General features: G+C 52.6%; 20 protein-coding genes. 15 read left to right on the top strand and 5 right to left on the bottom strand.

Going from position 1 to position 20,541, the window contains the following annotated elements; all coding sequences use genetic code 11:
* Positions 1 to 34: 34 nt before the first annotated feature.
* Positions 35 to 979 carry a substrate-binding domain-containing protein gene (locus F7P81_RS02015; RefSeq protein WP_075654438.1) on the top strand — a complete coding sequence of 315 codons (945 nt, stop codon included), beginning with the start codon at positions 35 to 37 and terminating at the stop codon, positions 977 to 979.
* 69 nt (positions 980 to 1,048) lie between these two features.
* Here the strand turns inward: F7P81_RS02015 and F7P81_RS02010 are convergent, their stop codons facing one another.
* Positions 1,049 to 1,588 (bottom strand): invasion associated locus B family protein, encoded by a 540-nt coding sequence (locus tag F7P81_RS02010; protein ID WP_151158355.1) that lies wholly within the window; start codon positions 1,586 to 1,588, stop codon positions 1,049 to 1,051.
* 387 nt (positions 1,589 to 1,975) lie between these two features.
* On the opposite strand from F7P81_RS02010, the gene F7P81_RS02005 reads away from it, so the two are divergent.
* The 5 genes from F7P81_RS02005 (at position 1,976) to F7P81_RS01985 (ending at position 6,622) form a co-directional block, all read left to right on the top strand.
* Positions 1,976 to 3,118 carry an ABC transporter substrate-binding protein gene (locus F7P81_RS02005; RefSeq protein WP_116087010.1) on the top strand — a complete coding sequence of 381 codons (1,143 nt, stop codon included), beginning with the start codon at positions 1,976 to 1,978 and terminating at the stop codon, positions 3,116 to 3,118.
* A 164-nt stretch (positions 3,119 to 3,282) separates the two neighbouring features.
* The gene (locus tag F7P81_RS02000) at positions 3,283 to 4,161 is read left to right on the top strand and encodes a branched-chain amino acid ABC transporter permease (protein WP_075654440.1); all 879 of its coding nucleotides are present in this window, start codon (positions 3,283 to 3,285) and stop codon (positions 4,159 to 4,161) included.
* Complete coding sequence (locus F7P81_RS01995; RefSeq protein ID WP_022711207.1) at positions 4,158 to 5,159, top strand: branched-chain amino acid ABC transporter permease; 1,002 nt, start codon at positions 4,158 to 4,160, stop codon at positions 5,157 to 5,159. Before F7P81_RS02000 ends, F7P81_RS01995 begins: the two co-directional genes overlap by 4 nt.
* A complete protein-coding gene (locus tag F7P81_RS01990) occupies positions 5,156 to 5,899 on the top strand; it encodes an ABC transporter ATP-binding protein (RefSeq protein WP_151158353.1) in 744 nt (247 codons plus the stop codon). Before F7P81_RS01995 ends, F7P81_RS01990 begins: the two co-directional genes overlap by 4 nt.
* A 3-nt stretch (positions 5,900 to 5,902) precedes the next feature.
* Positions 5,903 to 6,622: an ABC transporter ATP-binding protein gene (locus tag F7P81_RS01985; RefSeq protein WP_151158351.1), complete on the top strand. Its 720-nt coding sequence runs from the start codon at positions 5,903 to 5,905 to the stop codon at positions 6,620 to 6,622.
* 109 nt (positions 6,623 to 6,731) lie between these two features.
* Here F7P81_RS01985 and fdhA read toward each other — a convergent pair whose 3' ends face one another.
* Positions 6,732 to 7,922: a formaldehyde dehydrogenase, glutathione-independent gene (fdhA, locus tag F7P81_RS01980; protein ID WP_151158349.1), complete on the bottom strand. Its 1,191-nt coding sequence runs from the start codon at positions 7,920 to 7,922 to the stop codon at positions 6,732 to 6,734.
* A gap of 154 nt (positions 7,923 to 8,076) precedes the next feature.
* A complete protein-coding gene (locus F7P81_RS01975) occupies positions 8,077 to 8,436 on the bottom strand; it encodes an antibiotic biosynthesis monooxygenase family protein (protein ID WP_151158941.1) in 360 nt (119 codons plus the stop codon).
* 78 nt (positions 8,437 to 8,514) lie between these two features.
* Here F7P81_RS01975 and F7P81_RS01970 point away from each other — a divergent pair, with 78 nt between their 5' ends.
* The 3 genes from F7P81_RS01970 to F7P81_RS01960 all read left to right on the top strand — a co-directional run bounded on the left by F7P81_RS01970 (position 8,515) and on the right by F7P81_RS01960 (position 11,134).
* Complete coding sequence (locus F7P81_RS01970; protein WP_151158347.1) at positions 8,515 to 9,198, top strand: ArsR/SmtB family transcription factor; 684 nt, start codon at positions 8,515 to 8,517, stop codon at positions 9,196 to 9,198.
* Positions 9,199 to 9,360: 162 nt separating this feature from the next.
* Positions 9,361 to 10,854 carry an IMP dehydrogenase gene (guaB, locus tag F7P81_RS01965; RefSeq protein WP_075654446.1) on the top strand — a complete coding sequence of 498 codons (1,494 nt, stop codon included), beginning with the start codon at positions 9,361 to 9,363 and terminating at the stop codon, positions 10,852 to 10,854.
* A gap of 61 nt (positions 10,855 to 10,915) precedes the next feature.
* The gene (locus tag F7P81_RS01960) at positions 10,916 to 11,134 is read left to right on the top strand and encodes a hypothetical protein (protein ID WP_151158345.1); all 219 of its coding nucleotides are present in this window, start codon (positions 10,916 to 10,918) and stop codon (positions 11,132 to 11,134) included.
* Between the two features lie 89 nt (positions 11,135 to 11,223).
* Here the strand turns inward: F7P81_RS01960 and F7P81_RS01955 are convergent, their stop codons facing one another.
* Complete coding sequence (locus tag F7P81_RS01955; protein WP_151158343.1) at positions 11,224 to 12,189, bottom strand: hydrogen peroxide-inducible genes activator; 966 nt, start codon at positions 12,187 to 12,189, stop codon at positions 11,224 to 11,226.
* Positions 12,190 to 12,449: 260 nt separating this feature from the next.
* Here F7P81_RS01955 and katA point away from each other — a divergent pair, with 260 nt between their 5' ends.
* From katA to F7P81_RS01925, 6 genes are all read left to right on the top strand, one after another.
* The gene (gene katA / locus F7P81_RS01950; protein ID WP_075654448.1) at positions 12,450 to 13,949 is read left to right on the top strand and encodes a catalase KatA; all 1,500 of its coding nucleotides are present in this window, start codon (positions 12,450 to 12,452) and stop codon (positions 13,947 to 13,949) included.
* Positions 13,950 to 14,086: 137 nt separating this feature from the next.
* On the top strand, positions 14,087 to 15,379 hold the full coding sequence (locus F7P81_RS01945) for an RsmB/NOP family class I SAM-dependent RNA methyltransferase (protein WP_151158341.1): 1,293 nt from the start codon (positions 14,087 to 14,089) through the stop codon (positions 15,377 to 15,379).
* A gap of 262 nt (positions 15,380 to 15,641) precedes the next feature.
* The gene (locus F7P81_RS01940) at positions 15,642 to 16,097 is read left to right on the top strand and encodes a PaaI family thioesterase (protein WP_022711196.1); all 456 of its coding nucleotides are present in this window, start codon (positions 15,642 to 15,644) and stop codon (positions 16,095 to 16,097) included.
* Between the two features lie 214 nt (positions 16,098 to 16,311).
* Positions 16,312 to 17,028 (top strand): 5'-methylthioadenosine/S-adenosylhomocysteine nucleosidase, encoded by a 717-nt coding sequence (locus tag F7P81_RS01935; protein ID WP_083646896.1) that lies wholly within the window; start codon positions 16,312 to 16,314, stop codon positions 17,026 to 17,028.
* 88 nt (positions 17,029 to 17,116) lie between these two features.
* Positions 17,117 to 18,673, top strand: a complete 1,557-nt coding sequence (guaA, locus tag F7P81_RS01930; protein WP_075654792.1) for a glutamine-hydrolyzing GMP synthase — start codon at positions 17,117 to 17,119, stop codon at positions 18,671 to 18,673.
* 181 nt (positions 18,674 to 18,854) lie between these two features.
* On the top strand, positions 18,855 to 19,565 hold the full coding sequence (locus F7P81_RS01925; RefSeq protein WP_151158339.1) for a phosphoribosylaminoimidazolesuccinocarboxamide synthase: 711 nt from the start codon (positions 18,855 to 18,857) through the stop codon (positions 19,563 to 19,565).
* Between the two features lie 140 nt (positions 19,566 to 19,705).
* Here the strand turns inward: F7P81_RS01925 and F7P81_RS01920 are convergent, their stop codons facing one another.
* Positions 19,706 to 20,425 (bottom strand): L,D-transpeptidase, encoded by a 720-nt coding sequence (locus tag F7P81_RS01920; protein ID WP_246176015.1) that lies wholly within the window; start codon positions 20,423 to 20,425, stop codon positions 19,706 to 19,708.
* Positions 20,426 to 20,541 lie beyond the last annotated feature (116 nt).

Genomic DNA, 20,541 nt, shown 5'->3' with positions numbered 1-20,541 from the left:
CGTGTCGTCAGGCCAAATATCAGGGAGTGAGACCATGAAAAATATTCTGTTAGGTGCTGTTTGTGCTGCTGCCCTGTTCGGGACAGCGGCTCAGGCACAGGAAGAAAAGAAAGTCACGATTGCCGTGTCGATACCGGCGGCTGACCACGGCTGGACAGGTGGCGTTGTCTATCACGCAGAACGGGCTAAAGCGGTTCTGGAGAAGAGCCATCCGGGTCTGAAAATTGTCATCAAAACCTCGCCGGACGGCGCTTCGCAGGCCAATGCTCTGGAAGATCTGACCACGCAGGGCATGGATGCGCTGGTAACACTGCCGCACAATTCTGATGAGCTGACCGATCCGATCCGTCAGGTGAAGGATAAGGGCATTTTCGTTACCGTTGTTGACCGCGCATTGTCTGACCAGTCCATTCAGGATCTTTATGTTGCCGGTAATAATGAAGAACTCGGCCGCGTTGCCGGTCAGTATCTGAAAGATACGCTTGGCAAAGGCGATGTCGTGGTTATCCGCGGCCTGCCGATTGTGATTGATGAAGAACGCCAGAAGGGTTTTGACGGCGCAGTGGCCGGCAGCGACATCAAGGTGCTGGACAAGCAGTTCGGTAACTGGTCGCGCGATGACGCCTTTAAAGTGATGCAGGATTATCTGGTCAAATATCCGAAGATCGATGCGGTCTGGACGCAGGATGACGATATGAGCGTTGGTGCTCTTGAAGCCATTCAGCAGGCCAAACGTACAGATATTAAAATGGTTGTCGGCGGTGCCGGCATGAAAGAAATGATCAAAAAGGTTGCTGACGGCGATGCAATGGTGCCGGTAGATGTACTCTATCCGCCAGCAATGATTGCAACTGCAATGGAACTGACCGTTGCCAATTTCTACGATCAGGTGCCGGTACGCGGACGCTATATTCTGGATGCAACCCTTGTCACCAAGGACAATGCACAGGAATTCTACTTCCCTGATTCACCATACTAATCGGGTCTGTACCTAAAAGAAAAGCTCCGGTTCGCCGGAGCTTTTTTGTTTTGTATTATGAGCGGATACTTATTTCAGCAATTCTCTGGTGCGTTTTATAGCGGAAGCAAAGCCATCCAGCGGAACTGTAAGTTTAAGGTCTTTCCCGTCTGCAGATTGTATGAGGACAGACAGGTTCTGCCCCTTACTTAAAGCATCTGTCTTCGCAGCATTAAAACTGGCGGGTACAATGCAACCGGCAGGCAGGCAGGTTGAGAATGCGACAGGTTTGTCAGTAGCTGTTTCATCAATCTGCAAAACCATTCCGGCGCTGAAATTGAGGCCAAATGGCAGAATAAATGCGCCGGATGCACCGCTTTTGTCAGGGCTAATCTCAACGGCAAGAGCACGCTGTCTTTTATCATCAACCTGTTGCTGGGACATGGAACAGAGGACTTTTTGCGCTTCATCCTGCTTTTGTACAAGGCAGGAAACTGTCCAGTTGCCGTAAGTTTCATAGAGTGATGATGCCCCGCCGGGTAATCCGGTGGCAGCGGATACGGATGCAATATGCAGTGCCAGACAGAGTGTGGTTCCGGTTATTATTCTGAGGATGTTTTTGTTACTCATCACTTGCGCTCCCCTGTTTTATTGAATGACTGACGGATATTTCAGAAACCGGCAGATATGGTTTTCGCCGGTTCTGCAGAATTGAAAACAATCCGCACCATAGACAGTTTTGGCCGGTGAAATACTGACAATTATATATGTTTTACGGGGATAAAATCTGAGCATTCCGGCAATGCGGAAATATCGGGCTTTATTGGTTAAGCCTGTGCTTGCAACTGTGCAAACAAGCCGTTAAATCAGATTATGATGGGCTGAAATCTCCGGTCATTGAATATACATTTCTGTAAGGCGAAAAACATATGTTGTTTTTGTGCTGACAATAATGATGTGAATGATTGTGCAGACAGAATGAAATCCCATCCGGTCGGGGAGCCTTGGGAGGGGTTTATGAACAGAAGACATTTACTGGCTTTAACTGCAGCAGCTGCATTGTCGGCAGCATTACCGCAAATGAGTTTTGCGGCGGAAACCATCAAAATCGCAGACGTGATTGAACTGTCCGGCGCAGGCGCGACCGTTGGCACCAATTGGCGTGATGGTCTGAAGCTGGCTGTTGAAGAGATCAATGCCGCAGGCGGCGTGCTCGGACAGCAGCTCGAAGTCACAGACTATGACACGCAGACCGATGCAACGACTTCACGCGCTATGGTGCAGAAGGCGATTGACGACGGCGCTTATGTGATTATGGGGCCGATTTATTCCGGCTCGGTCAAAGTCAATATGATGGTTGCCATGCAGAATGGCGTGCCGCAGCTGACTGGTGCGGAAGCACCATTCATCACCGATCTCGGCAATCCTTATATTTTCCGCACATCCTTCGGCGCGCAGCAGTCGATGCCGAAACTGGTGAAATATCTCACCGATGAATTGAGTGCCAAAACCGTTGCCGTTGCATGGGTCAATAATGATTTCGGTAAAGGCGGACGCGATGCATTTGTTGCTGAGCTCGACAAGCGTGGCATCAAGCTTGTCGGCGATGTGTCCAGTGAAGTCGGTCAGGCGGACTTTGCCGCTGACGTGGTGAAGCTTAAAGACAGCAATGCCGATGTGATCTTCGCCTATTTGCACGAAGAAGAAAGCGCACGTCTGCTGAAAGAAATGCAGAAACAGGGCGTAAAGCAGCCGATCTTTGGTGAAACCACACTGATGAACCAGAAGGTGATTGATCTGGCCGGTGATGCGGTCAACGGCGTGCGCGGCCATGTTGGTCTGACAGCGGATGCCCCGGTGCAGGCTGTGCAGGATTTTGCCAAGAAATTCGAAGGCAAATATGGCTACAAGCCGGATCACAATGCGATCAAAGCCTATATGGGCGCTTATATCGTGAAATATGTGACCACGAAAAACGGCAAAGTTGACCGTCAGGCATTTGCTGATACGCTTCATGGACTGACCATCACCCCTGCCGATGAGCCGGGCATTCTGATGGAAACCACATGGGATGACAAAGGCGAAGTGAACCGTGAGAGCTTCCTTGTGGAAGTCAAAGACGGCAAGCAGTCTGTCGTCTCCACACTGCCGAAGCTTTAACGCATGTCGCGGAAAAGTGGATGCCGTCTTCGCGGGGAATTCAGTTCACTGGACTGAATTCTGATCCCACTACGATCCGATAACGACATGCGTAACAATAAATAGTCGTTGCGTATTCCGGCGGGGTGCCCGCCGGAATATGCCCGCAAAACGGACTTTTCCTGATGGCTACTTTCTTTCAGTTGCTGGTATCGGGTCTGGCAACAGGCTCGATCTATGCCCTTGTGGCAATCGGCTTTACGTTGCTCTGGCAGGCTTCGCAGACGATCAATTTCGCGCAGGGCGAATTTGTCATGCTGCCCGCATTTTTTGTGCTGGCAGGCACGCAGATTTTAGGTCTCAGTTTTCCGGTTGCCATTTTGCTGGCACTGGTGCTGACACTGCTGTTTCTGGGCTATGGTTTCAAACGTATCATCATTGATCCGTTGCTGCCGCATGGCGTGTTGCCGATTGTTATTGCGACAATCGCGCTGGGCATTTTGCTGAAAGAAGGCGTCAAACAATTCTATACGGCGGAAGCCATGCCGTTTCCGGCGCTGTTTACCGACCGCACATTGAATATTTTCGGCGCGGCGATTTCGGTGCAGGATATTGCGGTTTTGGCGATCTCGCTTGGCACTGTGGCACTGCTGCAATTCTTCCTCAACGGCACCAAGACGGGGCGCTGTATGCAGGCAACAGCGCAAAACCCACAGGTAGCGGAAATTCTCGGCGTGCCGGTTAAGCGCATGATTCTTTATACATTTTTAATTAATGGTGCGCTGGCTCTGCTGGCCTCCATTCTGATTTCACCGATCTATCTGGCGAAATTCTCCAATGGTGAGACTCTGGGGCTGATCGCCTTTATCGCGGCGATTGTCGGCGGCTTTAACCAGATTCGTGGTGCCTTGGCCGGTGGTCTGCTTATCGGCGTGATTGATAATCTCTCAGCTGCTTATATTTCCGCATCCTATCGCTCGGCAGTGCCGTTGATCCTGCTGATTGTGATTATTCTCGTGCGCCCGCAAGGGCTGCTCGGCAAGGCGGAGGGACGGACAATATGAGCCTTCGCAAAATACTCTTTCTGCTGGCCGGTCTGGCAATTCTGATCGCTCTGCCGTTTTCGCAATCCAATTATGGTCTGCTGGTGCTGTCGTCGTGGCTGATCTATTCCATTGCTGCCATGGGGCTTAACCTGACACTCGGCTATGCGGGGCAGATTTCACTGGCGCAGGCCGGTTTTATGGCGCTGGGTGCCTATACGGTAGCACTGATGACGATGGCCGGCATTGCATGGCCATTCGCACTGATTGCGGCAATGCTGCTGTGCTTTGTGCTTGGTCTGCTGCTCGGCTATCCGGCTTTGCGTGTGCAGCATCATTTTCTGGCTTTCGTCACGCTGGCTTTCAATGCGCTGGTTATCCTCGTGCTGCGCAATGAAGAATGGCTCACAGGCGGGACTTATGGCCTGACGGGTATTCCGCGTCCGGAAATTTTCGGCATGAAAACCATGATGGCCACGCCGTTTTATTATTTCGTGCTTGGCCTGTTTGTGCTGACGGCGCTTGCGCTTTACGGCATTATCCGCTCCCCGTGGGGGCGGGCGTTTAAAGGTCTGCGTGAAAATCCGATCCGCGCCAATAGTCTGGGCGTTGATGTTCGTAAAATGACCTTGCTGGCCTTTGCTATCGGTGCTGCCTATGGCGGTCTTGCGGGCGGTCTGATTGCGCAGCTCACCCAATATATCGAGCCGCATTCTTTCGGCCTGCCGATCTCGCTTAAAATCCTGCTGATGGTAATTGTCGGCGGTGCTGGCTTTTTCTTCGGGCCGGTGCTGGGGGCTTTCCTCATCGTGCTGGCGCCGGAATTTCTGCGCTTTACCGAGGGCTATTATCTGATGCTCTATGCGGTGCTGGTGATTGTGCTGATGGTGTTCTGCCCGACAGGACTTTTGGGACTGGCAGAGCGCGCTAAAAATGCACTCAAGCAGCGCCGTAATCCGCAGGCAACGGCATGGACGACAAAAGCTGCACTCGACAGCAACGGGGAGAAAAACCAATGAACCCCGTTCTTTCCGTGCGTAATCTAAGCAAGAATTTTGGCGGTGTAACCGCTGTGGATGATGTATCCTTTGAGGTGCATGAAGGGGAAATCCTCGGCCTGATCGGGCCAAATGGCAGCGGCAAATCCACTTTGTTCAACTGCATTCTCGGGCAATTGCCTGCCACAAACGGCACGGTGCTGGTGGATGGGCAGAATGTTGCGGGCAAACGCCCTAGCGACCTCAATAAGCTCGGCGTCGGCCGCACTTTCCAGATGTTGCAGGTGTTTCCGGATATGAGCGTGCTGGATAATATCATTCTGGCCGGTCAGGAGCATAAAGGCACGATGCTGTCGCGTTTGTTTGGTCGTCCGGATGCCGGCTTGACTGAAGAAGCGAAGACGATGATCGAGTTCTTCCGTCTCACGCATCAGACCTATGAAAAAGCAGGTTCGCTGTCTTACGGGCAGCAGAAATTGCTCGATGCGGCGATGGCCTTTATGGCGGGGCCGAAGCTGGTGATGCTGGATGAACCCGCAGGCGGGGTTAATCTCACCATGCTGGCCGACCTCAAAGAGCGGCTCAAGGCGTTCAATCGTGAGCGCGGCGCAACCTTTGTGGTGATCGAGCATAATATGGAATTTGTCATGTCGCTCTGCACGCGCATTATTGTGCTGGCAAACGGGCGTATCATTGCCGAAGGCGATCCGGAAACCGTGCGTACCAATCCGGACGTCATTGAAGCCTATTTGGGAGGCTGAGCCATGCTGGAACTGAAACAGGTCTTTGGCGGTTACGGTAAAATGACCATTCTCAACGGTACGTCTTTTCGCATTGAAAAAGGCACGATCACCACTGTGATCGGCCCGAACGGTGCGGGTAAGTCAACTGTATTCAAAGCGATTTTCGGCCTGCTGAATATCCGCTCAGGGCAGGTTCTGCTCAACGGCAAAGATGTGACAGGGCAGGCGCCTGCAAAAATGCTGGCTCATGGTGTGAGTTATGTCCCGCAGGGGCGTAATCTGTTTCCGATGCTGTCGGTGAAGCATAATCTGGAGATCGGCGGTATTTCGGCACCGGATCAGAGCAGGGTCGCGCGGCGGATTGATGAGGTGATGGAGCAATTCCCGATCCTTAAAGAGAAGGCCAATCAGCAGGCGATCACGCTCTCCGGCGGTCAGCAGAAACAGCTGGAAATTGCCCGCGCGCTGCTGCTTGATCCGAAACTGATCCTGATCGATGAGCCGTCGATTGGCCTGTCACCGCAAATGGTGAGCGAGACATTCCGCACACTGATCCGTTTGCGCGATGAAGGTGTGACGGTGCTGATGGTTGAGCAGAATGCCAAGGCGGCATTGGCGATGTCTGACTATGGTCTGGTGCTGGAGCAGGGGCAGACGCGGATGCATAACAAGGCAGATGCGCTGCTGGCTGATCCGCGTGTGGGGCAGCTGTTTCTTGGTGCCAGCCTTGCAGAGGCGTAAAGTAAAAGAATCCTCGAAGAGGCGTAGGGAGAAAGAGCCTCGAAAAGGCGTGAATATAAAACAGCCTCGCAAGTTTCCTCATGCGGGGCTGTTTCATTTCAGATCATTCTCAGGCTGATTTCAGCAGATCGCCATGCGGATCGATGACGAATTTCTTCGCAGCGCCCTGATCGAAACTTTCATAACCTTTCGGTGCATCATCCAGCGAGATCAGCTGGGCATTAACGATTTCCGCAATATTCAGACGGTCGTAGAGAATGGCCTGCATCAGCTGGCGGTTATATTTCAGCACTGGTGTCTGGCCGGTGTGGAAGCTCTGTGCTTTCGCCCAGCCGAGGCCGAAGCGTAAGGAAAGGCTGCCAACTTTGGCGGCTTTGTCCACAGCGCCCGGATCTTCGGTCACATAGAGCCCCGGAATACCGATATTGCCAGCCGCACGGGTGATCTCCATCATCTGATTGAGAACGATCGCCGGTTGTTCGCCGCCTGCATGGCCGCGTGCTTCAAAGCCCACTGCGTCAATCGCACTGTCGACTTCATTGCTGCCGGTAATGTCGGCAATCAGATCGCCAAGGCGGTCGGAAGCTGAGAGATCAACCGGCTCAAAACCGACTCTCTTGGCATGGGCAAGACGCTCTTTGTTGAAGTCACCGATCATCACCACGGCTGCACCGAGAATACGGGCGGAGGCCGCCGCCGCCAGACCAACAGGGCCTGCACCGGCCACATAAACGATGGAGCCAACGCCGACACCGGCTTTAACCGCGCCGTGGAAGCCGGTTGGCAGAATATCGGAAAGCATGGTCAGGTCGCGGATTTTGGCCAGCGCACGGTCGCGATCCGGAATTTTCAGCAGGTTAAAATCGGCATAGGGAATCGTGACATATTTGGCCTGACCACCGATCCAGCCACCCATATCCACATAGCCATAGGCACCGCCGGCACGGGACGGATTAACAGTGAGGCACACACCGGTATCCTGCGCGCGGCAGGTGCGGCAGCGACCACAGGCGACGTTGAACGGTACGGAGACGATATCGCCGATCTCCAGCATTTCAACATCCGCGCCTTTTTCAATCACTTCACCGGTGATTTCATGGCCGAGCACAAGTCCTGCTTCAGCTGTGGTGCGTCCGCGCACCATATGCTGGTCAGAGCCGCAAATATTTGTTGTAATGACTTTGAGGATCACCGCATGTTCGATCTTGCGTCCTGTCGGGTCGGCAAAAACCGGATCTGCGATATTCTGTACTTCAACCTGTCCCGGACCCGTATAGACGACACCACGGTTGCTGCTCATGGATTTTCCTCCCAGATAAATCACCAGATAAATAAATGTGCGAATAGTGGATGAATATCTTTGCAATGCTGGCCAAAGTGTATGTCAAGTTTGGCGAGATATCGTTCTGGACGCGACATCTAATGTGGTAAATGGGCAGGCTGATGTTTTGAGGTCAGGTCAGTTCCCGCTCATGATGAAAGCTTCGGCTGTCCTGCGGTGCCTGTATGCGGCTGTTTAAGCCGTAATCACGGGTGACAGCGGCCACCCGCAGCCGGTAATCGGCAAAAACACCGCTGCGCCCCGCAGCTTGCGCCGAGCGATGCATAAAGCTGGAGCGCCAGCTTTTTACGGCTTCCTCATCACGGAAGAAGGAGAGGGAGAGAATTTTGTCCGGATCAGTCAGGCTCTGAAAGCGTTCGACGGAGATAAAACCGTCAATCCTTTGCAGTTCTTCTTTCAGGTCGGCGGCAATATCCAGATAGATGTTTTTTTGTCCTTTAGCTGGGTGGGCTTCAAAAATTACGGCGATCATGGGGGGAGACTCCTTGTGCGTTTCTGCGCAGGCAAATACCCCATTGAGTTGCATCAATGCTTCGGCTATCATCGAACTATGAAAGATGGACCTGTCATAGCTTCTGTTGCCGCATTGATCGGCGACCCCGCCCGCGCAAACATCCTCACGGCGCTGATGGATGGCCGTGCTTTGACGGTCAGTGAATTGGCAGGTGTGGCCGGTGTCACTGTTCAGACCGCCAGCGGACATCTCACCAAATTGAGTGATGCCGGTTTGCTCACTGCTGAAAAACAGGGGCGTCATCGCTATTTCCGCCTGTCGGGTGCAGATGTGGCGCAGGTACTGGAAGCTCTGATGGGTTTGGCGCAACGCACGGGGGCTGTGCGGGTGCGTACAGGGCCTAAAGATGCAGCGTTGCGGGAAGCGCGGATTTGCTACGATCATCTGGCGGGTGAGGCGGGTGTCACGCTGTTCAATGGTCTGACGGCGCGTAACTATCTCGAACACTCAGAGCAGGATGCACTTCAGCTGACTTCGGAGGGGCGGGAGTTCTTCAGCGGATTAGGGCTTGAGCTGAAACCGCTGGAAGGCAAACGCCGACCGCTTTGCCTGCATTGTCTGGACTGGAGTGAGCGTCGTCATCATCTGGGCGGATCGCTTGGTGCGGCAGTGCTGGATATGATGCTGGAGCGCAACTGGTTGCGCCGCGAACAGGGGCGTGCCTTGCATTTTACATCGGCAGGACGGAAGGAATTTAGCCGTCATTTTAGCTGTAATTAAGCTGCCTGATACAAGATCTGGTGAAATTTACGCGATTTTCACGAATAGTCTTTTCAAAAAGTCATATCCGTGTTACCAGCCGCTGCCAATTCAATTGAAACGATAAGAGTCGTTGCACCCTCTGCTCCCACAGGGTGTTTTACCTGTTTAAAGGAATTGGCCATGGCGAAAATTGTTGAATCATCCACCGGCGCATACGCGCTGACTTTTGATGATGTCCTGCTGCAACCCGGTCATTCCGAGGTTATGCCTGGTCAGGTCGATCTGCGCACCACCATTGCTGAAGGCATTGAACTGAACCTGCCGCTACTCTCCGCAGCGATGGATACAGTGACTGAGTCCCGCTTGGCGATTGCTATGGCGCAGGCTGGTGGTATCGGCGTTATTCACCGCAACCTGACACCGGAATTGCAGGCAGAAGCTGTTCTGCGCGTTAAGAAGTTCGAATCCGGCATGGTTGTAAACCCTGTCACTATCGGCCCTGACGCAACATTGGCTGATGCACAGGCACTGATGCGTATGCATGGTATTTCCGGTATTCCGGTTGTCGAAAATGCGGGCAAAGGCCCGGGTCGTCTGGTCGGTATTCTGACCAACCGCGATGTGCGTTTTGCCTCTGATCCGGCACAGAAAATCTACGAATTGATGACCCGTGAAAATCTGGTCACCGTGCGTGAAAACGTTAATCAGGAAGAAGCCAAGCGTCTTTTGCACCAACATCGCATTGAAAAACTGCTGGTTGTTGATGCGCAGGGTCGTTGCACCGGTCTGATTACCGTCAAGGATATGGAAAAGTCGCAGCTCAACCCGAATGCCGCTAAAGATGCGCAGGGTCGTCTACGTGCTGCTGCTGCAACTTCGGTTGGCGATGATGGTTTTGAACGCGCGGAACGTCTGATCGAAGCCGGTGTTGATCTGCTGGTGGTTGATACTGCCCATGGTCATTCGCAGCGTGTTCTCGATGCGGTGACCCGCATGAAGAAACTGTCTTCCGATGTACGTATCCTTGCCGGTAACGTAGCAACCGGTGCGGCAACACAGGCTCTGATTGATGCCGGTGCCGATGCGGTTAAAGTCGGTATCGGGCCTGGCTCGATCTGCACCACACGTATTGTTGCCGGTGTCGGTGTGCCGCAGCTTTCCGCGATTATGGGCGCTGTTGAAGTGGCTCAGAAAGCCGGTATTCCGGTTATCGCTGATGGTGGTATCAAATTCTCCGGTGACTTCGCCAAGGCACTGGCTGCCGGTGCATCGGCTGCTATGGCCGGTTCGCTGCTGGCCGGTACGGAAGAAAGCCCGGGTGAAGTTTACCTGCATCAGGGACGTTCTTATAAGTCCTATCGCGGCATGGGTTCCGTTGGTGCGATGGCACGCGGTTCCGCTGACCGTTACTTCCAGGCGGAAGTGCGCGATGAGCTGAAACTGGTGCCGGAAGGTATTGAAGGTCAGGTTGCCTATAAAGGCCCTGTTGCCAATATCCTGCATCAGCTGGCCGGTGGTCTGCGTGCTTCTATGGGTTATGTCGGTGCAAAAACACTGCCGGAATTCCGTGAGAAGGCAACATTTGTCCGCATTACCAATGCGGGTCTGCGTGAAAGCCACTCGCACGGTGTGACCATCACCCGTGAAAGCCCGAATTATCCGGGCAGCGTATAAGACGAATACGAAAAGGCCGGTTTAACCGGCCTTTTTTATTGCCCGCAAACGGGAGGTGCTGATGAAAACTATTCCTGAAACTGACCAGATCAAGGCGACAGTGGAGCGCATGGAAAAACACTTCTCTGTGCAGGAGGGGGAAGGGGCGCAGAGCATGTGGCAGGCTTATATACAGCTTGCCAAGCGCTTTGAAGCTGATCTCGCGAATGAGCGCGACCTATGGATGAGCAAAGCTGCTGCGCTGATGATGCTTAAATACCAGCAGGAATGCGCTGGATAGAGCGCCGTGTGCCAGACTTGGCACACAAAGGTCGCTCTAACACTTTAAAATTAGAGCATAATTCCTTAAACTGATCCAAGTCTAAGAAATTATGCTCTAGATGCAGTCTCTTCAGATTCGGCACTGTGGCGGATCAGGCTGCCAAGCTCATCAGGTGCCAGCATCACTTTTTCCGCGCTGTTTTGGATGCATTTCGCCAAAGCCGTGAAATCCTCAAGACGCTGACTCTGTTTGCGCCAGAACAGGCCGATCTGGCGTTTTGGTGAGCCGTCCGAGAATGGCACAATGCGGATGCGCTTATGCGGAACCTCAGAGCGGATGGCGATTTCCGGTATCAGCGTCAGCCCCATATCATTGCTGACCATTTGCAGCAGCGTGGCCATGCTGGTCGCACCGAAATTCACCAGTGTACGCTCACGCGGCAGAGCGCAGACCTCAAGTGCTTGATCGCGCAGACAGTGGCCTTCTTCAAGTAGTAGCAGCTTTTCCAATGCCGCATTGCCCTGTGTGAGCGGTGAGGGCAGGACATCATTATTATTGCTGGAAGTGGCGATCAGAAACCGGTCATCAAACAGGTGTTTGCCGGTCAGGTAGGGATCATGCACCGGCATGGCGGCGATCACCGCATCCAGTTCACCATTGCGCAATTCTTCCAGCAGCTTGTCGGTCAGTGCCTCGCGCAGTTCCAGCGTCAGTGCCGGATATTGCTGTTTCAGCGCCTGAATAAGATCCGGCAGCAAATAGGGGGCAATGGTTGGGATGATGCCAAGCCGCAGTCGTAACTGTAAAATACCGCTTTTCTGCTCGGTCAGTTCTTCCAGCGCACGGATTTCCTGCAAAATCACTTTAATGCGCGGCCAGAGTGTGTGGCCGAGTTCTGTGAGCAGAACTGATTTATTGGCACGTTCAAAGAGCGGGCTGCCCGCCAGATTTTCCATTTCCGCAATCTGCGCGGACAGAGCGGGTTGTGAAACGAATACCGTTTCCGCTGCTTTGCGGAAATGCAGATGAGTGGCGAGCGCATCGAAATAACGCATTTGTTTGACTGTAAACATGATAAGAAAATCCTATCAATAATTGCAGGAAATTCAATTGGAAATTATGGTTAGAATAGTTCTATTCTTTAGAAAGAGCATGAGAATGCAATTTCAGTTCTGATCAATGCATATGATTAAGCGATTGAAATTGAATGTTTAATACATGTTTTGACTGGTGCGGAATACCTGAAGGTGGTTCTGCGCCCGTCATAATCTTGTCATGCAGATTTTTTTATAATGGCTCAAAACAGAGCCAATCATACAAGGGAGAGCTAAAAATGGCCGATCGTCCGATTATGACCACAAGTGCGGGTTCACCGATTCCGGATAACCAGAATTCCCTGACAGCAGGCGAGCGCGGTCCTGTCCTGATGACTGACTACCAGCTCATTGAAAAGCTGGCACACCAGAACCGTGAGCGTATTCCTGAGCGTGCGGTTCATGCCAAGGGCTGGGGTGCCCATGGTACACTGACCATTACCGGTGATATTTCCAAATATACCAAAGCCAAAGCCTTGCAGCCGGGTGCGAAGACCCCGATGATTGCGCGTTTCTCCACAGTTGCCGGTGAAGCCGGTGCGGCAGATGCCGAGCGCGACGTGCGCGGTTTCGCACTGAAATTCTACACAGAAGAAGGCAACTGGGATCTGGTTGGCAATAACACGCCGGTCTTTTTCGTACGTGATCCGGTGAAATTCCCGGATTTCATCCACACCCAGAAGCGCCATCCAAAGACCAATATGCGCTCCGCCACAGCTATGTGGGATTTCTGGTCGCTGTCACCGGAAAGCCTGCATCAGGTAACAATCCTGATGTCAGATCGTGGTCTGCCGACAGATGTGCGTCACATCAATGGTTACGGCTCGCATACTTATTCGTTCTGGAATGATGCCGGTGAGCGCTATTGGGTGAAATTCCACTTCAAGACCATGCAGGGGCACCAGCACTGGACGAATGCGGAAGCCGAAAAAGTTGTCGGCCAGACCCGTGAATCCACACAGGCCGACCTGTTTGGTGCGATTGAAAAGGGTGAATTCCCGCGCTGGAAAGTGCAGGTTCAGATCATGCCTGAACTCGATGCCGATAAAACACCTTATAACCCGTTTGATCTGACCAAAGTCTGGCCGCATGCGGATTATCCGGTGATGGATATCGGTATTATGGAGCTGAACCGTAACGCCGACAATTACTTTGCGGAAATCGAGCAGGCTGCTTTCTCGCCATCGAATATCGTACCGGGTATCGGCTATTCGCCGGACAAGATGTTGCAGGCGCGTGTATTCTCCTATGCAGATGCGCATCGTCATCGTCTTGGCACGCATTATGAGCAAATTCCGGTCAATAAGCCTGCATGTCCGGTGCATCACTACCATCGCGACGGTCAGATGAATACTTATGGCGGTATCGCGACCGGTAATCCGGATGCTTATTATGAGCCAAATTCCTTCAATGGTCCGGTTGAGCAGCCATCGGCGAAAGAACCGCCGCTGAAAATCTCCGGTGACGTTGATCGTTACAATCACCGTATCGGCAATGATGATTATTCGCAGCCGCGCGCACTGTTTAACCTGTTTGATGCAGGTCAGAAGAGCCGTCTGTTCTCGAATATTGCTGCGGCAATGGGCGGTGTTCCTGGCTTTATCATTGAGCGTCAGCTTGGCCATTTCAAACTGATCCATCCGGATTATGAAGCCGGTGTCCGTGCAGCCCTCAAGGAAGCGCATGGTTATGAAGCCAATACGATTTCCAATGAGGAAAAGCAGACTGCTGCTGAATAAGTGGTAGGAACGCAATATAAAGAAGCCGGAGCATCACTGCTCCGGCTTTTTCTTTTGCTCAGGTCGTTTCACTTTAGCGCATTTTAAGCTATGCGGTGAGAACATATGAACAAGATAAAAACAGGAAAGCGGTAAAGATGCGTTTGGGCGGACGGTTGCAGGCAGCGATAGAAGTGCTGGAAGATATTGAACGCCAGAGCCGTGCTGCTTCCGATGCGCTGAAAGACTGGGGTGCAGCGCACCGCTTTGCCGGAGCTGGCGACCGCGCTGTGATCGGCAATATTGTCTATGATGTTCTGCGCCGTAAACTGTCATTCGGCTGGCAAATGGATGCGCAGGATGCCCGTGCGCTGGTTTATGCCTCTGTCCTGAGCGATCCTGATATGGGCGCAGAGTGGCTGGAGGCTAATCTGGCCGGCGATAAATTTGCGCCAGAGCCGCTTGAGGGTGAGCGCTTGCAGGCTTGGGAAAGCCGTGATCTGAGTGATGCGCCGGATTTTATCCGCGCCGATATTGCCGAGAGCTGGGTGCCGGAATTTTCAGCCTTGTTTGGTGAGAACTGGGTTGCACAGGCTGCTGAGCTTGCTACACGTCCGCCGGTTGATCTGCGGGTCAATACGCTGAAAACCAATCGCGACAAGGTGCTGACCGCGCTGGAAGGTCTGAAAAATGCCGGTGCAGAAGCTGCACCTTTTCTGCCTGAAGCGGTTCGTATTCCGCCTTTGCGTGCGCTTGGCCGTCATCCGAATGTACAGACCGAGCAGGCTTTTCTCGATGGCTGGTATGAGGTGCAGGATTTAGGCTCGCAGCTTGCCGCGAAACTGGTTGGCGCACAGCCCGGTCAGCAGGTTATGGATTATTGCGCCGGTGCCGGTGGTAAAACGCTGGCTCTGGCCGCAGCTATGCAGAATAAGGGGCAGATTCATGCCTATGATGCCGAGCGCTCGCGCCTTAATCCGATTCATGATCGCCTGAGCCGCGCCGGTGTGCGTAATACACAGGTACATAACCGGCCGGAAAATCTGGAGCCTTATAAAGGGCAGATGGATATTGTGCTGACCGATGCGCCATGCACAGGTTCCGGCACATGGCGCCGCCGTCCGGATGCCAAATGGCGTTTGACCGATGTGCAGCTTGAGCGCCGCGTTGCCGATCAGCATGAAGTGCTTGAAGCGGCCAAACATTATGTGAAGCCGGGTGGTCGTCTGGTTTATGTGACCTGTTCGCTGTTTGCTTCCGAGAATAACCGGCAGGTCGCCCGTTTTCTCTCGGAAAACTCCGATTACAGGGCGCTGCCGATGGCGGAGCTGTGGAGCGGCATCACCGATCAGGCACAGCCGCATTATCCAGATTTCGGTGCCGTGTTCTCGCCGCTTTCCACGGATACAGACGGCTTCTATATTGCTGTTTTGCAAAATCAGCCTGCCTGAGTATCGGGCAATATTCTTATCCGGATCGTAATATTGAAAAAATACGGGCTTTTTCTCCATTAAAGCTGGTATTTTTTCCTGTTTGCGCTATTAGCTGGGCTTGAATAGCAATATCCGATATAAATATATGTCTATAAGGATATATCCTGTTTTCGGTCGTATATGGACATGCTTTGTACGAACCGGTGGTTGGAATAGGTTCTGAAGACTGTTATGGAGATGCCATAAAACTGACATTCAGTGTATAAGACTGAGGGATATTATGGCAGTACCGAGAATAGCAGAACCGGATTTCAAAGAACGGGTTGAGAAGAGTTTTGCACGTCAGGCGGCGATGAAGCTGATTGGCGCACAACTCACACGCTGCGAACCGGGTGTGGTTGAAGTGGAGCTGCCGTTTCGTGCCGATCTGACCCAGCAGCATGGGTTTTTGCATGCGGGAATTGTGTCTACGGCTCTTGATGCGGTCTGTGCCTATTCGGCGCTGACAATGATGCCCGCGGATGCCGCAGTGCTGACCATCGAATTCAAGGTCAATCTGCTGGCGCCCGGTAAAGGCGACCATTTTCTGTTCCGCGGGAATGTAACCAAGCAGGGACGTACGATTATGGTCAGCGACGGTCAGGCATTTGCCGTCGGTGAGACTGAAGTGAAATTGGTAGCCACCATGACAGCGACGCTGATGGTGGTGAAAGATCGTGAAGATTTGCAGGACTAGGTTATCCTCTGAACACCTGTCCTGAGTGTGCTGTTTACGGAAGCGCTTCTGTAAACAGCTTTTTGATTTGAACCTCGTGCGGATTTATCCCAAAGCTCCGCGCAAGTCCGAATAAAAGGGTGTGCCGCAATCATCTATATTGACGGCCTCAGGTGTTAGAATGACCAAGATTATGTCCGCGCCGGTACAGGGTGCTTCAGAAGATGCGATGTCGATGCTGCAATATGTGCATGATTTCGGCGGCAAAAAAGTTCTGTTTGTTATGGCGTCCCCTTCAGAATACGGCCCGCATTTGCAGGCTATGTTCAAGCCGCTGATTACCGGTATCGGCCCTGTTGAAGCGGCTGTCGTGGTTTCTGCGGTTCTGGCCGATCTTTCCATGCGCGGTGCTCTGCCTGATCTGGTGGTGTCGCTTGGTTCTGCCGGTTCGGCAAAGCTGGTGCAGACCGAGATTTATCAGGCGGTCAATGTCGGCTATCGCGATATGGATGCCTCGGCTCTCGGCTATGCCAAAGGTCAGACACCATCGGCTGATTTCCCGATTATCATTCCGTTGCCATATCATATTCCGGGTATTGCCAGCGCGTCCTTGTCCACAGGTGCAAATATCGTCACCGGTTCTGCCTATAATGATATTGATGCGGATATGGTGGATATGGAGAGCTTTGCGATCCTGCGTACCTGTCAGCGTTTTGCTGTGCCGCTGATTGGTCTGCGCGGTATTTCCGATGGCGATGAGGCGGTTAAGCAGGTGTCCGACTGGACACGTTATCTGCACATCATTGATGAGAAACTGGCACAGGCTGTGCGCTTGCTGGAAGCGGCAATGTTGCAGAGCACATTGGTTAAAACAACCGGCCATCCTGATCCGGGTCTTTACAAGGCTGATCTTGAGCGTACAGTGCCGCTGACGGTAAAATCCGGCGACTGATCTTATCTCCACTGTTTGTACCCTAATATATTGTCGCGGGTTTCGATTCCGGCTTGCAACAATCAACATAATTCTCTAGATGCTGCCCATGAGCACCCATCCCGATACTATCCTTATCATTGACTTTGGCAGTCAGGTCACGCAGCTGATAGCGCGGCGTGTGCGCGAGGCCGGAGTCTATTCCGAAATCGTGCCGTTCCAGCTGGCAGATGAAGCGTTCAAGCGCATCAATCCGAAAGCTGTGATCTTGTCCGGCAGCCCGCATTCAACCACCGATATCGGTAGTCCGCGCGCACCACAGGCAGTGTTTGAAGCCGGTATTCCGGTTATGGGCATTTGCTACGGTCAGCAGACCATGTGCGAGCAGCTGGGCGGCAAGGTCGAAAGCGGCCATGACCGTGAATTCGGTCGTGCATTCCTCGAAGTCAACGAGGACAGCGCGCTGTTTTCCGGCATCTGGGCCAAAGGCACCCGCCATCAGGTTTGGATGAGCCACGGTGACCGTGTGACAGCCCTGCCGGAAGGCTTCAAAGTTGTCGGCACATCGCCGAATGCACCATTCGCAGCCATTGCCGATGAAAAACGCAAATATTTTGCGGTGCAGTTCCATCCGGAAGTGGTGCACACACCGGACGGCGCGAAACTCCTGCAGAATTTCGTCCATAATATTGCTGGCATCAAGCCGGACTGGACAATGTCCGCCTATCGCGAACAGGCTGTTGAAGCTATCCGCAAACAGGTTGGCAAAGGCAAGGTTATCTGCGCGCTTTCAGGCGGCGTGGACTCTTCCGTTGCAGCGCTGCTCATCCATGAAGCGGTTGGCGATCAGCTGACCTGTATTCTGGTTGATCACGGCCTGATGCGTAAGGATGAAGCGGCACAGGTTGTTGCAATGTTCAAAGAACATTACAACATGCCGCTGGTTCTGGTGAATGCACAGGATCGTTTCATCTCCGCTCTGGAAGGTGAAACTGATCCGGAAGTGAAGCGCAAGACCATTGGCCGTCTGTTCATTGAAGTGTTCGAAGAAGAGGCGGCTAAACTCGGCGGTGCAGACTTCCTCGCACAGGGTACACTCTATCCTGACGTGATCGAAAGCGTGTCTTTCACCGGTGGACCTTCGGTTACAATCAAGTCGCATCACAATGTTGGTGGTCTGCCTGAGCGCATGAATATGCAGCTTGTGGAGCCGCTGCGTGAACTCTTCAAGGATGAAGTGCGCGTTCTCGGTAAGGAACTCGGTCTGCCGGACAGTTTCATCGGTCGCCATCCGTTCCCGGGTCCGGGTCTGGCAATTCGTTGCCCGGGCGGTATCACCCGTGAGAAGCTTGAAATCCTTCGTGAAGCTGATGCAGTCTATCTGGACGAGATCCGCAAAGCCGGTCTTTATGACAAGATCTGGCAGGCTTTCGCAGTGTTGCTGCCGGTGCAGACCGTTGGTGTTATGGGCGACGGCCGTACATACGAATTCGTTTGTGCGCTGCGTGCGGTAACATCGGTTGACGGTATGACAGCTGATTTCTACCACTATGATATGGACTTCCTTGCCAAGGCAGCGACCCGTATTATCAATGAAGTACGCGGTATTAACCGCGTGGTCTATGATATTACCTCGAAGCCTCCGGGCACCATTGAGTGGGAATAAGTTGAAGAACAATGCGCCAATCGGCGCATTGTTTTTTTCTGGAGCATTTCACAGTCAAGTTGATCCAATTTGACGTAGGCATAATGCGACAAACTAAAGAATCCAGAGCGAGCATTGCGATCCAACATGAACGTAAACCGCTTTGGGTATGATCAGCGCATAAACCTGAGCGGGCAAACGAATGAACAGCAGCGAAAAGATTTACTCCGGCAAGACCAAAGACCTCTACGCCTTGGAGAACGGCAACATTCTTCTGGTGTTCAAGGATGATGTAACCGGCTCGGATGGTGTGATTGATCCGGGTGCAAATACCGTTATTGGTCAGGTTGAAGGCAAGGGGCGCAAATCTCTTGGCATGACGGATTATTTCTTCAAGCGACTGCATGCTGCTGGCGTGCCTACACACTCGGTCAATCTTGATCTTGAAAAGGGCACGATGGAAGTTCGCCGTGCCGAACCTTTGGGCAAGGATATTAACGGCACCGGCGGCTTTGAATTTGTTTGCCGCACCCGTCCTTGGGGCAGTTTCATTCGCCGTTATCAGCAATATATTCGTAATACCGAACAGAAATTTGACTATCTTGTTGAAATTACTGTGAAAGATGATGAACGCGGCGATCCGCTTATCAATGATGACACCATCGTTGCGCTCGGCCTCTTAAGCCCTGACCATCTTGCAAAGGCTAAGGACATTACCCGTAATGTGTGCCGTATTGTAGAAGCTGACTTGCGTGGTTTGGGTCTGACGCTGATCGATATGAAGATTGAAATCGGCCTGATCGACGGTGAAGTCGTGGTTATCGATGAGATTTCCGCTGATGCCATGCGTGTTATGGATGAAACAGGCAAAGTGCTTGAACACGGCACAGTCTATGAAAAGCTGATCGGCTGACTGAGAAAATATTTCTATCTTCTTTTCAAACAGATAATAAAAACACCGCCGCAGTTACGAAAACTGCGGCGGTGTTTTCATGTCTCGGGTTTGAAAACCTGCCCCGTAACTGTTGTTTCGAGGCAGGGTAGATTGTTTTTTTATTTCACGACAATGCGTGCACCAGGCTTTACGCGGGAATGCAGGTCGATAATGTCCTGATTGATAAGACGGATACAGCCGGCAGAAACACCCTTGCCGATCGATGAAGGTTTATTCGTGCCGTGGACGCGGTAATAGGTGTCGATGCCGTCTTTATGCATGTAGAGTGCGCGTGCGCCCATCGGATTTCCCGGGCCGCCGTCAACGCCGTCTTTGTAGCGCAGATACTGGTTCGGATTGCGCTTGATCATGTTCTGGGTCGGTGTCCAGCGCGGCCATGCGGCCTTATGCGCGATAATTGCATCGCCGCCGTTAAAGCCGCGTGCTGCGGGGCCGACACCCACGGCATAGCGGACAGCCTTGCCTTCCGGCAACACAAAATAGAGATAGCGGGCAGGCTGATCGACAATAATGGTGCCCGGTTTTTCTGTGGTCTTGTAATCGACAACAGTCCGGCGGTGTTCCGGTTTCAGCTTGGTCAGATCAATCGCAGGGATCTGGTAATTCTGATCCGTCATTGCGCGATACATATACGCGGCGCTGTCAGTTTCCGGTGTCGCTGCCGATGCTTCCGGCTCGGATACCGGTTCCGGTTTCACCGGCTGCGGCTGGATTACGCTGGCATTGAGCACAGGTGGCGGATTCTGGACAGTGGTACAGGCAGAAAGAGCAGCAGCGCAGGCGAATAACAGGGATAATTTCAGCGGGGATAATGACACGGACAAACCGGCTCCAGTTTTTAGCAAGGAAGACAGCTTGCTCCCTCGCGATACTTAAGGTTTTCTTAAGCGTCTACAAAGAGTTTACCAAGTGATCAATTATTTTTACAAAGATT

The organism is Pseudochrobactrum saccharolyticum (assembly GCF_008801715.1).
GTDB classification, from domain to species: Bacteria; Pseudomonadota; Alphaproteobacteria; order Rhizobiales; family Rhizobiaceae; genus Pseudochrobactrum; species Pseudochrobactrum saccharolyticum.
This window is presented reverse-complemented; position numbering and strand designations above follow the sequence as displayed.

Bases quoted from the DNA above. Each gene is read 5' to 3' on its own strand.
- F7P81_RS02015 (WP_075654438.1), top strand. From the start codon at position 35: ATGAAAAATATTCTGTTAGGTGCTGTTTGTGCTGCTGCCCTGTTCGGG.
- F7P81_RS02010 (WP_151158355.1), bottom strand. From the start codon at position 1,588: ATGAGTAACAAAAACATCCTCAGAATAATAACCGGAACCACACTCTGT.
- F7P81_RS02005 (WP_116087010.1), top strand. From the start codon at position 1,976: ATGAACAGAAGACATTTACTGGCTTTAACTGCAGCAGCTGCATTGTCG.
- F7P81_RS02000 (WP_075654440.1), top strand. From the start codon at position 3,283: ATGGCTACTTTCTTTCAGTTGCTGGTATCGGGTCTGGCAACAGGCTCG.
- F7P81_RS01995 (WP_022711207.1), top strand. From the start codon at position 4,158: ATGAGCCTTCGCAAAATACTCTTTCTGCTGGCCGGTCTGGCAATTCTG.
- F7P81_RS01990 (WP_151158353.1), top strand. From the start codon at position 5,156: ATGAACCCCGTTCTTTCCGTGCGTAATCTAAGCAAGAATTTTGGCGGT.
- F7P81_RS01985 (WP_151158351.1), top strand. From the start codon at position 5,903: ATGCTGGAACTGAAACAGGTCTTTGGCGGTTACGGTAAAATGACCATT.
- fdhA (WP_151158349.1), bottom strand. From the start codon at position 7,922: ATGAGCAGCAACCGTGGTGTCGTCTATACGGGTCCGGGACAGGTTGAA.
- F7P81_RS01975 (WP_151158941.1), bottom strand. From the start codon at position 8,436: ATGATCGCCGTAATTTTTGAAGCCCACCCAGCTAAAGGACAAAAAAAC.
- F7P81_RS01970 (WP_151158347.1), top strand. From the start codon at position 8,515: ATGAAAGATGGACCTGTCATAGCTTCTGTTGCCGCATTGATCGGCGAC.
- guaB (WP_075654446.1), top strand. From the start codon at position 9,361: ATGGCGAAAATTGTTGAATCATCCACCGGCGCATACGCGCTGACTTTT.
- F7P81_RS01960 (WP_151158345.1), top strand. From the start codon at position 10,916: ATGAAAACTATTCCTGAAACTGACCAGATCAAGGCGACAGTGGAGCGC.
- F7P81_RS01955 (WP_151158343.1), bottom strand. From the start codon at position 12,189: ATGTTTACAGTCAAACAAATGCGTTATTTCGATGCGCTCGCCACTCAT.
- katA (WP_075654448.1), top strand. From the start codon at position 12,450: ATGGCCGATCGTCCGATTATGACCACAAGTGCGGGTTCACCGATTCCG.
- F7P81_RS01945 (WP_151158341.1), top strand. From the start codon at position 14,087: ATGCGTTTGGGCGGACGGTTGCAGGCAGCGATAGAAGTGCTGGAAGAT.
- F7P81_RS01940 (WP_022711196.1), top strand. From the start codon at position 15,642: ATGGCAGTACCGAGAATAGCAGAACCGGATTTCAAAGAACGGGTTGAG.
- F7P81_RS01935 (WP_083646896.1), top strand. From the start codon at position 16,312: ATGCTGCAATATGTGCATGATTTCGGCGGCAAAAAAGTTCTGTTTGTT.
- guaA (WP_075654792.1), top strand. From the start codon at position 17,117: ATGAGCACCCATCCCGATACTATCCTTATCATTGACTTTGGCAGTCAG.
- F7P81_RS01925 (WP_151158339.1), top strand. From the start codon at position 18,855: ATGAACAGCAGCGAAAAGATTTACTCCGGCAAGACCAAAGACCTCTAC.